Genomic DNA, 12,619 nt, shown 5'->3' on the forward strand with positions numbered 1-12,619 from the left:
TAACAATAAAAACAATGAGAAAACTTTTTATTGTATTGGCGCTCTGCGGTGTGTCAATACTGAATGCGCAACAACTGAATGTTGCTTCTTACAATGTACGAAACAGTAACCCGAACGATGCCAAAGCCGGAAACGGCTGGGAACAGCGGTGCCCGGTACTCACCCAGTTAATCACCTTTCATGACTTCGATATATTCGGAGTGCAGGAAGTGAAACATAACCAACTGGAAGATATGTTGAATGCCTTGCCGCAATACAGCTATATAGGCGTAGGACGGGATGACGGGAAAACGAAAGGAGAATATGCGCCTGTCTTCTACCGGAAGGATAAATTCAAGCTACTCAAATCAGGAAACTTTTGGTTATCGGAAGATACCTCGAAGCCGAATAAGGGATGGGATGCAGCCTATACCCGTATCTGTACATGGGGAGAGTTCAAAGATATTACAGGTAAGTTCAGATTTTGGTTCTTTAACCTGCACATGGACCATATCGGAGTAGTGGCACGTTGCGAAAGTGCCAAGCTGGTTATCAGCAAGATTAAAGAGATGTGTGGCAAAGACCCCGTCATACTCACCGGAGATTTCAATGTAGACCAGACCAGCGAAAGCTATCAAGTACTTCACGAATCCGGAATATTATCAGACTCTTATGAAGTCGCGCAACTGAGATATGCAACTAATGGAACATGTGCGGGATGGAATCCGAACGCATATACTCCCAACCGTATCGACCATATCTTCGTTACTAAAAACTTTGTTGTTGAAAAGTACGGAGTACTGACGGACACTTACCGGATTAAGAATGAAGCTACCGGAAAGTATGAAGCACGTATCCCTTCAGACCATTTTCCAGTGAAGGCGGTATTGAAATATACCAAGTAAGCAAAGCAGAATTCGAAATGATAATATAAGCCTGTCAATGTTCTATATTTAATATTTTGCAGGGAAATAGCTGGTTAGAAAATAACGAACCAGAAAATAAACTGCACAAATAAATGCATGAGCATACAAAAAGCAGCCTAATATTACATAAAACCAAACAGGATATGCATCTTTCTCTATTCGGAAACTGTTCATTGCTTTAAAACCAACGAGATGTTCCTCGGTGTGCATCGACTTGTTCCTCACCGGGGAAGCTATCGTTTCCCGGTGAGGAAGATAAAAATGAGCTATTAAGAAACATTTTCTATCTAGTTTATCATAATATATCGAAAAGGGAAAAACAATAAAATGATTAGTTATTCGGATATTTACTTTCCGAATAACTAAAATAATCAAGAATCTGTCACATTTCAAATAAAATATTCTCAAAACAGCAGAAATAGAGAATCACATAATTGCAAATGCTTGGCATCTTCCTGCTTTTCCTTACCAAACTGCGATTTACGTCCTTCTCCGATGATTAAATATTCCTTTTTTAAGGATCATCGTTTTTTAAGAGGACTACTGATTTATTCAAAAGGCTCTTTCAAACATAACGAATCACATTTCTGATACGAGTTTCGTGCGAAAACATTATCAATATAAAAACATCTGAAAACATAGACAGAAACAATTTCGATACTAATAATGCCAATCACTTGATACAGAAACCTTCCTTCTCTTTATTCTCCTTCCATAATATCTGGCTTTTAGGGTATTAATACTTGGCAACTGATAAATTATAACTTAATAAACAGACTAGTAACAGATGAAAGAATAAGTTGAAAGAGCCAGCGGATACAGTTGAGGCAATTAGCTTGCCAACAGCCGCCCCGCCCTACTTAGTTAAAAAGCAACCATGATCTGCTCATTAATACCTTTATCAGATATCCGCACACTACACATACCGTTTTCCTTATCCCAACTCCATAGTACAGATTCCGTATTATTCTCCAAATCAGCTTCCAGTCTTTCCGGTCTGGCTTTCTTTATTTTCTTCCCTTGGACAGTTACCTCTTTGGGCACTTTCGCAGAATAAATACGGAATAGAAGATTTCTTGGACCGGGGACAGTGTACCCCTTTCCTTCGCGGGCAGAAACAGTCAGCTCAATTCCATCCGGCAAGGTTCGGCATACAATGGGAGTTTTTGCAAACTCGTCACGTTGGTATCCCAGGTCTTCTCCTTCGTCCTCGTAGAGAGTAAAATTCGCCTGTACACCTTCCTGTGCCGGAAAGATTTCAAAAGTCAGCGGATATACCAGTTTCTCATGGGTGTAGTTCATTACAGGCATTGTGGGGATGATTGAGCCTTGCTTTACAAACATTGGTATGGAAGACAAGGGAGCGTCAACGGTAGTCCATTGCTCACCGGTGTAGACCGTCTGCTTGTTGTTATAGTCAATCCATGTACCTTCTGGCAGGTAGACGTTCTTTGTGCGGGCACCTTTCTTTACGACGGGGGCTATTAATAATTCACGGCCGAATAAGAATTGGGCATCCGTAGAGAAAGTTTCCGTATCCGCCGGATATTCAAGGAAAAGAGGACGCATGATAGGCAATCCCGTATCGTAAGCCTCGCGTGCGTAGGTGTAGATATATGGTAGTAGACGATATTTCAGTTCGATGGCGGCTTTCGCGTTCTTTTCCGCTTCCGAACCGAATAGCCAGGGTTCTACTGCGTTATCCCCTTCATGGTGAATACGGCTCAAGGGGTTGAAAGCGCCGAATTGCACCCAACGGATATAAAGCTCCGCCATAGCGGGATAATCTTCGATGTCTCCGCAATAGCCTGTGATATCACAAGTGGAAAACGGGATTAGTCCCAAGCCGGCGGAAAGCATTACTGGAATCTGATTGGCTAGCTGTCCCCAACCTTGCAATACATCGTCCCCGTTGCCACAATCACCTGTCCAACCGAACGTATAGCGTTGTAATCCCGCATAGGCGGCACGGGTCATTTGGAAAACACGGCGGTTCGGGTTTCTCTTTTCAAATTGCTCTTTGACTACCTTGTCCCAGGTCAGTCCGTAGACGTTATGGATTTCATCGTGCATGCCCAAATGGTGCTGCATGACCAGACGTTCCGTTTGCTCTTCGTTACTCCAGGCAGGCTCGCCCATATCCGTCCAAAAGCCGGAGATGCCGTCGTCAACAGGTTTCTGTTGATAAGTTCCCCACCAGTCGGCTACGGCGGGTAAGGTGAAGTCCACCACACCGCAGTTGCCACCCCAAGGCCAGGGCATATCGTAACTCTTGCCGGTCGTGCTGTCCTTTACGAAATAACCCAGGCGGTCTGCTTCTTCCCATTGCTTCTTATTCGCCTGCGAGATAACCGGGTCTTGGGATACAACTACTTTGAAGCCCATCTCTTTCAGGTCGGAAAGCATCTTCTTCGGGTTCTCATAGTTCCCTTTCCGCCATTCAAAGTCCTGCAAATGTTCCGTCCAGCCGATGTCCTGATAGATAATATCACAAGGGATTCCCCGCTTACGGTAGCCTTCGGCTATTTCGCGGCTTAACTTCTCGCTTGTCAACAAGCCACGGCATTGTGCAAAGCCCAACGCCCATTTCGGTGGCATGATAGGTTTTCCTGTCAGGCCGACGTATTGGCTGATGATTTCTTTGTAGTCTTTGCCGAAGATAAAGTAATAAATCATTTCGCCGTCCGGGGCTTCGAAGCTGTAATAATCACGGCTTTCCGTACCGAACTTGAATTCCGTTTTATACGTATTATCCAGGAAGATGCCATACCGATAGCTGCTCATAAAGAAAGGGATACTTTTGTAAAGCGGATCTTCCGCGACACTGTAACAAGGCTTGTCACTATTCCACATCTTATAAGACTCTCCGCGACGGTTCATCTTGCCCGCTTTCTCACCAAGACCGAAGAAATGCTCGTCACGGCGGAGAACCTTATATTCCACTTTCCTTGTTCCTTCACTCACATGCCCCTTGTCGGCATAGTCACTAAACAGGAGTTTCTGATACTTGTCAAATATCTGAAGACTCATGGGGGATTTATTCACCCGGATGCGCAGCTTCGGGGTGAATATTTCGTAGCAGGCTACCTGCTCGTCCACATGAATCGTACCTACCTCTTCCAGTTCCTCATTAATGACGGCAAAAGAAGCGTTCTTTTGCTGAAACCGCCCATCGGGCGAGAAGTATATTTTTACTACGGAAGGGCTGCAAAGTTGCAGTTGCAAGGCGGCGCTGTCCGCCAGGTGAAAAGTCACCTGGCGTCCCTGCTGCGAGAAAGAAGTACATGTTTTCGCGCCGTCAGTAGCCCAAAGCACTGAAAGGGGGAGAAAACAGGCTATTATCCATACTATTATCCTGTTCATACTTCTTTGGCTCTCCCTTACAATGTTTCCACTTCTGACTATTATCCTGTTCATACCTATTATTCTGTCCATATTATTCTGTCCATATTATTCTGTTCATACTATTCTGCGCATGTTTTTCTGCGCATATTATCCTGTTGATATTCACAGTTGCCGCTTGTTTATTCGTATTCCACTACAAGCATTGTCCAGTAACTCAATGACGGAAGCGTCACCTTTATCTCGTTTCCTTCCTGCGTAAAGTCCAGCTTCCGGGATACTCCGAAACTCGCATCCGGTGAAGCCACCCAAACGGATTTTGCCGTACCTTTTACGGTTATCTTTGTCTGAGCCGACTCAATCAAAGAAGGCGCAGCCTGTGTTCCGTTAGAGTCACACCAGTCGAGATGCACGGCATTGGTATAGTTCAGGAAATGAATCACGTCCCTGTTGTCGAACCGTTTTCCGACAGTCGCTATCTGATTGCGGACGGGCGGCCATTGGTTAATAGTCATCTTTCCATCCATAGAAGAAACTGTAGCGCCATAGAATTCTCCGCCGTCACGCAAGAGGTTCTCATATCCGGTGATAAAGTCGTAGTAAGTAACCATCGCCTTCTTCAGTTCCCCTTTCATCGACAGATTGCTGTTAGGGAAATATTCGGTTGTCAGCATATGTTCGCCCAATTCGAGATGTGCACCGCCCCATGCATGGATAGCGGCATTTGCCATTAATACACCGGGCGTATTAAAGTAACCACGTCCCTCGCCGCCGAGCTTATAATTCATATAGGCAGCCAATACGGTTTTCTTTCCGTTCGACCATTTATCATTGTCCGTGATTATACCGGAAAGGATACTGAAGCCGTTATCAGCCGGTTTATCCCAAACTTCCGTATAGAGAAAGTCGACCGGAGAAGTGGCAATCAAGCCCTTTTGTCCATACTGCCCTACTGCGTTCATCACCAAAGACTTTTCCGGCTGCGCTTCTTTCATCGCTTTTATAAACGCGGGGAAAGTAGCCGCAAGGTCAACGGAGTTACCGTTATAATCGTATAAAGTTCCCCGTCCGCCCAACTGGTCAATCTGATAGCCGTCGAAATCAAAGACTTCATATACATCGTTGTTTTGCTGAACCATGTAATCCCTCCATTCCTGCAAAGCGGGATTCGTCAGATAAATGTTGCTCTTGAAAGGAGAGCCCAGCGGATGATAATCCTTGTTTCCATGGTTCCTGTCCTTGAACAGATACCAATTTTCCTTTACGCCATCATCGGCAGCATCGTTCAAAGCTCCATAAGCAAGATTATAGAAAAGAGATTTCATCCCCCGCTTATGACCGGCATCAATATATCCCTGTACGGTAGAACGGTAACAATCACGGTTGATAATATCTTTCCATACGTCCATCGGAGAGGAAGGTGAACCCGCCAACGGCTTATGATGCTTGTAATGCCAGTCCTGATACTGCACATAGTTGATATGATGGCGGTTCAGGTTATCCATTACCTTGTTAATCTCCTTTTCGCTCATTTTGCCATATTCGGAGAGAAATCCGTTGCGCGGAAAACGTGCAGGGTCGGAAGACACATCAATGGCAATGCTGCCCAGAACAACCTCTTCGCCATTCTCTACTGTATATAAGTCGACCATATAACCTTTAAAGTCATCTGCCGGCGGATTCCAACTCCATGACTTTCCGGTGAGGGGAGTTTCGGAAAGCACCTTGTTGAGATGCTTGTACCGGATGGTCACCTGCCCTTCGGGAAGATTGTTCAAAGAAAGTTGTACCGATTCTCCCGGCTGATAGGCGGCTTTATCGGTAGACAGCAGTACGGTGATATAGCCGTCTCCGTAAGTAATAGGATTGTGCGAAGGCTCGTCGTCGATACAACCGGCCAATGAAAAAGCCAGGATACAAGCCATTATATATTTCGTCAGTTTCATAATTCAATCTGTATTAATCGTTATTTCTTTTGAAAATGAATCTCCTTTTTATAGGTATTGATAGTAACCTTAAAGGTTCCGGCATTATTCATATACCATTTATTGTCGCCCTTATCAGAAGAGAGATAACATGAGCCTGTAAACTCATCATACACTCCTTTATTATCTTCTTCCGCAACAAAGAATAAACCACCGTAATCACCGAATTGGAGAGGAAACTTTATCTGTCCGGTTCCCAATTCTCCTTCATATACAAATTCATTCTTGTTAGAGCTGCTTTGTGTAAGTTCTTTCACATTCTCCCAGGCAAAATCTCCGGATACCGCTTCTCCCATTGCCCAAACCTTCTCGTAAACTACAATTTGTTCCACTGTCAAGTCCTGGCTACCGACATTGAATGTCACAGCATATTTACTTTTATACGTCTGCTTCTCTTCTGTCACCACTTCAGTCCCTTCTTTGTCTCTTGAAATCCGGAAAGTACCGTCCTGCAATTCTCCATTATAAATGAAAAGCTCAGGGTTCGAATCATCTTTTGTCATGGCTATCGGCGTCTCTCCTGCCGCAGTTCCAATCATCCAAAATTCACTGTTATCCGGTTCTTCACCATCCAAATTGGTGATTTCAATATCCAATGTATTCAGATTTACTTTCACCCGATAGCTGGCACCACGCTTGATATTGAATTTATTATCCGGCCCGTCATTCTCATCCTGACGATAAATCAGTTTATTCTCATCACTTCCGTCCCTGCCAAACGAAGGATAGAAATCACTCTGCTGAGTCACAAATTTAAGTTCACCCGTTCCAAGCTCACCTTCCCAAACAAATCCGTTAGGTTCACCGGCTATCGGAGTCATCTTCGTAGCGTTATCAAGCGACCACTGTCCGGTAGTAGCCGAACCAATCATCCAAAGATTAGGATAAACCATCTCTCCGCCCAAATCCGTAATTTCAATATCCAGAGTACTCAGATTCAGCTTTATCCGATAATTGCCCGGAGTGTTTATTATAAACTTTTCGTCCGGTTCATCATCATTCTCCCTATAAACGAGTTTATTCTCATCTTCACCATCTTTATTGAAGGAAGGAACAAAAGAAGTTTTCTGTAAGACAAATTTCAGTTCCCCGGATAGAAGTACGCCTTCCCAGATAAAACCATTAGGCTCATCTTCAATGGAACCCATCGGGGTAGCGCTATCCAGGCTCCATCCACCTGCGGTTGCTCCGCCAATCATCCATAGATTCAGATAACGTTCAATATAAGGTGTCACTTTGAATGTAACGACAGGAGATATCCGGGTAAATGCTTCATGTCCCGATACAATAGCCGTCACGCGGGCTTCAAACTCCAATGTCTCATCTAAAGAACTATTCCATACTTCCGCCAGCAAATCATTCAACTCTTTATGATTAAATGCCAGGATACGGGAATCCGTTGCGCCTATGTCCTTCTTCAGTCCTCCTGCGAAGTTATTACCTCTCAAATCCATTTCGAGAGTATAGCTGATTCGGGAACTTGTTCCGTAATTACTGCCGGCAGTCCAGGCAAAATGAAAAGCTTCCCTGTCACTCATCAACTGGTTCAGCTCCACTATCTTGGATGAAACAGACAGCAATAAAGACTCACTCCCTTTATCTATTTCCATTTCATCGGATGTACACGAATTAAATACAAAACCTGCCAATAAAATAATCAGGCCGATATATATCTTTGTTCTCATAATTCTTCTTTTTCAAAATTAATATCCGGGATTCTGTTTCAAATTTCCATTCGCTTCTATCTCCTTCAACGGTATAGGCATTAACAGGTGCTTTTCCGCTGCATTGGTTTTCCCGATAGAGTGAAGGAACTTCAAGGCATAGTTATCTTTCAGACGGACGAGATCAAACCAACGGTCGCCTTCGAAAGCCAGTTCCATACGGCGTTCGTGGATAATCTTTTCGCGCATCTGGTCTTGTGTCAGTCCTTCGATGTCCGCACGGTTAGTCAGTCCCGCACGCTTTCTCACTTCATACAAAGGAACTTCCGCATCAGTCGTCAGAGCTTGTTCGTTCAAAGCTTCCGCTTTCATCAACAATACGTCGGCATAGCGGAGCACCACAAAGTTGGCGGGACTTGTATTGAAATCCATAGAGATAGATTTCGGGACAAGGAACTTACGCAGGTTATATCCCGTAGTGGAATAAGACGACTGGTACTGCTTTCCGTCAAAGTCGGGACATCCCAGGTAAAGGATGGTCTTGTCTTTCCGGTTATCCCCCTCTTCGTATTGGCTGACAAACTCCGCTGTCGGCTGGTTCCATCCATAACCACCTGCTACCATATCCGAATTGCGAGGACCTGTAAATGTACTCAACCAGGAAGCCTGATTCTCATTGTCCCAGAAGTCATAACTGGTCTTGCCATAATACTGTACTTCAAACAATGATTCCGGACCGTTCTTCTTATTCGGATTGAAGTTGTCACTATAATCATCATTCAAGTGATAACCCAACTTCTGTATCTCGTCACAAAGACGCACAATCTCTGCGTACTCTTTTCCTTGGGTCAAGTATACTTTCGCCAGAAATCCCATAGCCGCACCTTTGGAAGCACGTCCCAAGTCGGAAGCGGAATAGGAAGCCCTGTCGGGAAGCAGGTTGACAGCCTCTTTCAAATCATCCTCTATCAGTTTATAAATATCTTCTTTAGAGGCACGGAAAGGCTTCAGATCATCGTCTGAAGTCTGCGGTTCTGTCAGCAAAGGCACTCCACCGAAAAGACGAACGAGAATAAAGTAATAGTGGGCGCGCAGGAATTTGGCTTCACCCAAACAACGGTTCTTCAAGCCTTGGTCGATATTCATGCCCGGCACGTTCTTGATAACGAAGTTGCAACGGAGAATTCCCGGGGAAGGGCCGCGCCATACATCCAGTACGCCGGCATTATCGGTAGTAGTGATGAAGTTAGCCAAGTCGGTAGTCTCAATACCATCCGTACCGCCACCCGCACCAACGATGCTATTGCCGGCTATGATGTCCAGCGTCCACATACGCATGTTATATAGTTTTGGCCATTGAAGCGGCTGATAAGCACCGTTCACGGCTGCTATCGCGTCTTCTGCTGCCTGGAAACTCTTGGAAGTATCGATGGAATCCCATGGTTCCTTATCCAGAAAGCCGTCACAGCTATTCAATGTCAAGCCCAACAAGAAACAAGGGAGTATATATCTGAACTTTTTCATATTTGTCAATCAATTAAAGGTTCTATATAAAAGTGGTTAGAAAGAAACAGATGCACCGAATGTAATATTACGGGCGATAGGATATACGTTGTTGTCATTTCCCGAACCGGAAATCTCCGGGTCGAGTCCTGTGTAACGGGTCAAGGTCAGCAAGTTCTGTCCTGAAACGAAGAAGCGTACAGAGGACATCGCTGCTTTCTTGCTCCATGCGGCGGGAAGGGTATATCCGAGCGTTACGTTCTTCAGACGCAGGTATTTGCCATCCTCTATAAAGCGGTTGGAAACACGTCCGTTCTTGTTCGGGTCACCGAATACGGCACGCGGCATACTGTTGCTTGTCCCTTCGCCACACCAACGGTCGAGAACGGTAGTCATCTGGTTCTGCGCTACGGACATGGCTTCCAAAGAAGCGCGGTTCGCATTGTAGATTTTATTTCCGGCTGCCCCTTGCAGGAAGATTTCGAGGTCGAAGCCTTTCCAGGCAAAGGAGTTGTTCATTGAGAAAATCCATGTCGGGGTGGGATTGCCGAGGTATGTACGGTCTTTATCATTGATGACTCCGTCGTTATTCAGGTCTTTGAATCTGATATCACCGGCAGAAGTGCGGTTATACGGGTCGTTTCCCTGTGTTTGGATGGCATAACGGTCTACCTCTTCCTGTGTCTGGAAAATACCGTTCGTCACGTAACCGTAGAAGGAACTGACCGGATGACCTACCGAATGAATGTTATTATCGAAATACATCGGGACATCACCATTCAGGCGGATAATCTCATTCTTGTTGTAAGAAGCGTTGAGAGACGTATCCCAGGAAAACTCTCCTACAAGGTTGCGGGAACTGACAGATACCTCAAAACCTTTGTTCCGCATTTGGCCTGCATTAATCTTGGGAACGTTGATGTCCGAATATCCGGTGGAGATAGGCACAACCATATTCACAAGCATATCATTCGTATTCTTGACATAAGCATCCAGACTCAGGTTGATACGGCTGTCTACCAAGGTCAGGTCGGCACCGATATTATATTGTTCCACTTCTTCCCAACGGACATTCGGGTTCGGCATTACCGAGGGCGCGATGGCATTCACCTGCGTACCATTGAAATTATATTGGATAGTCTGAATAGTAGACGCATACGCATAATTGCCCACACTTGCCTGATTACCAGTCAAGCCGTATCCTGCACGGATTTTCACATCGCTCAGCCAGAAACTCTTTTTAAAGAAAGGTTCTTCGGAAAGTCTCCATGCCAAAGATACGGACGGGAAATTAGACCAACGGTTCTGCTTGCTGAAACGGGAAGAGCCGTCACGGCGGATGGTAGCTGTCAGCAGATATTTGTTGTCATAGGTATAGTTGACACGTCCCAGGTAAGAGAGCAATGCCCAGTCACTTCCGTTGCCGTTCACTGTCGGTTCGAGCGTACCGTTATCCAATTGCTGCGCGGTGGGGCTGATAAAGCCCATGATAGAGCCGCTCATGTATTCATAAGTATTGGTCTGTGCGGAAGAGCCGACCATCACTGTGAGTTGATGCTTTTCCGCAAAAGTCTTGTTGAAGGTCAGGGTGTTATCCCATAGTAAGGTAAGACTCTTGTTATATTTGCGGGAAGCATAGGATTCCGGTTGTGAAATCGGTTGCCAGTCGTATTTGGGCGACCAGCCTTTATCATCCCAGAAGAGTGCCTGCACACCGACGATGGTCTTGAAAGTCAGCCATTCCCACGGTTTTACTTCAGCGTAGATATTACCCAGTACATTGAAACCTTTGGTAGCGGTGGAGTTAGTCATCATCTTTCCGATAGGGTTGGCAATATCTCCTACGTACATCGGGAGTCCTACCGGGCCTGCCCATGAGCCGTCGTCATTCTTGATGGCTTGTGTAGGCAGTGCCAGCATGGTATTCTTGATGCTGTATTCTCCCTTTTGCTTGATGTCATGGTTCAGGGACAGTTTGTTTCCCATCTTCAGCCAGTTGTTCATTTGGGTGTCCATGTTAAACTGTACCGTATAGCGTTCGTATTGAGTGGTACGCACGATACCTTCCTGATTGAAATAAGCGGCGGATACATAATAAGTCGTTTTATCATTTCCACCTGAATAGTTCAGTGAATAGTTTTGGGTGGCAGCCGTCTGAAAAAGTTCGTCTGTCCAGTTCGTTCCCCTGCCCAGTGGGGTGGGGTCTTCAAACAGCGGGTTTTGCGGCTGACCGTTGGCAGTCATCATTTCATTGTGAAGGGAAGCGAATTGGGTGGCATCCAGTAAATCCAGTGTGCGGATGGCTTTCTCAATACCGTAAGAGGCTTTGAAGTTAAAACGGGAAGCGTCCGATTTTCCTTTCTTTGTGGTGATGATAATCACTCCGTAAGCTCCGCGTGAGCCGTAAATAGCGGTGGCGGAAGCATCTTTCAATACATCTACCGTCTCCACGTCGTCCATATTAATCATGTTCAGGGGAACATCGGTCGGCACTCCGTCAATGACGAGCAACGGGTCGCTGTTGTTGATAGAGCCGATGCCGCGAATCTTCATCGACACGTTATCGCCCGGCGCACCACTCGAAATCACCTGAAGTCCGGTGGCGCGTCCCTGCAAGGCTGCTCCGAGACTGGGGGACGGTTGTTTCATCAGATCTTTGGAAGAAACGGAAGAGATGGCACCCGTCAGGTCGCTTTTCTTCATCGTACCGTAGCCGATTACTACGACTTCATCGAGAACTTCAGTATCTTCCTTCAATGTGATGGTTAGAGATGTTTTTCCGTTTACCGGAACGGTCTGGGTGGCATATCCGATAAAAGAAACGGTCAGCGTACTCTTAGGGGACACTTTCAGAGAAAAATTCCCGTCCATATCGGTAATCGTACCGTTCGTCGTACTTCCTTCCACTACACTGGCACCGATAACCGGCTCGCCCGTAGCATCTACGACATGTCCTTTTATTGAAATCTGTTGTGCGAATGCACCAAGAGATAGGAACAAGCCCCACATTATTAATAAGAGGCGGCGTTCAAAGCCTTTCGACTTCATGCTCTGTTTCATGTACATTAATTTAAAGTTAATATTAGGGTTACTTTTGTTTTTATTCGCTGCGTCATTTCCTGAATGACCGTGAAACAAAAGTATCCACATTTAATACTGCTTCTTTGAGCAGATAGCAAAAATATAGTGGTTTATACAGTTTCTCACAGTATAAACCACT

6 protein-coding genes are annotated in these 12,619 nt (G+C 45.4%); 1 reads left to right on the forward strand and 5 read right to left on the reverse strand.

Going from position 1 to position 12,619, the window contains the following annotated elements:
• Positions 1-14 precede the first annotated feature (14 nt).
• The gene (locus AB5443_RS21275) at positions 15-884 is read left to right on the forward strand and encodes an endonuclease/exonuclease/phosphatase family protein (RefSeq protein WP_277130203.1); all 870 of its coding nucleotides are present in this window, start codon (positions 15-17) and stop codon (positions 882-884) included.
• 885 nt (positions 885-1,769) lie between these two features.
• On the opposite strand, the gene AB5443_RS21280 is transcribed toward AB5443_RS21275, so the two are convergent.
• The 5 genes from AB5443_RS21280 to AB5443_RS21300 all read right to left on the reverse strand — a co-directional run bounded on the left by AB5443_RS21280 (position 1,770) and on the right by AB5443_RS21300 (position 12,459).
• On the reverse strand, positions 1,770-4,268 hold the full coding sequence (locus tag AB5443_RS21280) for a glycoside hydrolase family 31 protein (RefSeq protein ID WP_368114365.1): 2,499 nt from the start codon (positions 4,266-4,268) through the stop codon (positions 1,770-1,772).
• A 161-nt stretch (positions 4,269-4,429) separates the two neighbouring features.
• Positions 4,430-6,193, reverse strand: coding sequence for a glycoside hydrolase family 66 protein (locus AB5443_RS21285; RefSeq protein ID WP_368114364.1), 1,764 nt, complete (start codon positions 6,191-6,193; stop codon positions 4,430-4,432).
• Positions 6,194-6,213: 20 nt separating this feature from the next.
• On the reverse strand, positions 6,214-7,917 hold the full coding sequence (locus AB5443_RS21290; protein WP_277130198.1) for a SusF/SusE family outer membrane protein: 1,704 nt from the start codon (positions 7,915-7,917) through the stop codon (positions 6,214-6,216).
• 18 nt (positions 7,918-7,935) lie between these two features.
• Positions 7,936-9,420: a RagB/SusD family nutrient uptake outer membrane protein gene (locus AB5443_RS21295; protein ID WP_368114363.1), complete on the reverse strand. Its 1,485-nt coding sequence runs from the start codon at positions 9,418-9,420 to the stop codon at positions 7,936-7,938.
• Positions 9,421-9,456: 36 nt separating this feature from the next.
• Positions 9,457-12,459: a SusC/RagA family TonB-linked outer membrane protein gene (locus AB5443_RS21300; protein WP_368114362.1), complete on the reverse strand. Its 3,003-nt coding sequence runs from the start codon at positions 12,457-12,459 to the stop codon at positions 9,457-9,459.
• Between the last annotated feature and the right edge of the window lie 160 nt (positions 12,460-12,619).

It is taken from the genome of Bacteroides sp. RTP21281st1_H5_RTP21281_210402, from assembly GCF_040918965.1.
GTDB classification, from domain to species: domain Bacteria; phylum Bacteroidota; class Bacteroidia; order Bacteroidales; family Bacteroidaceae; genus Bacteroides; species Bacteroides congonensis.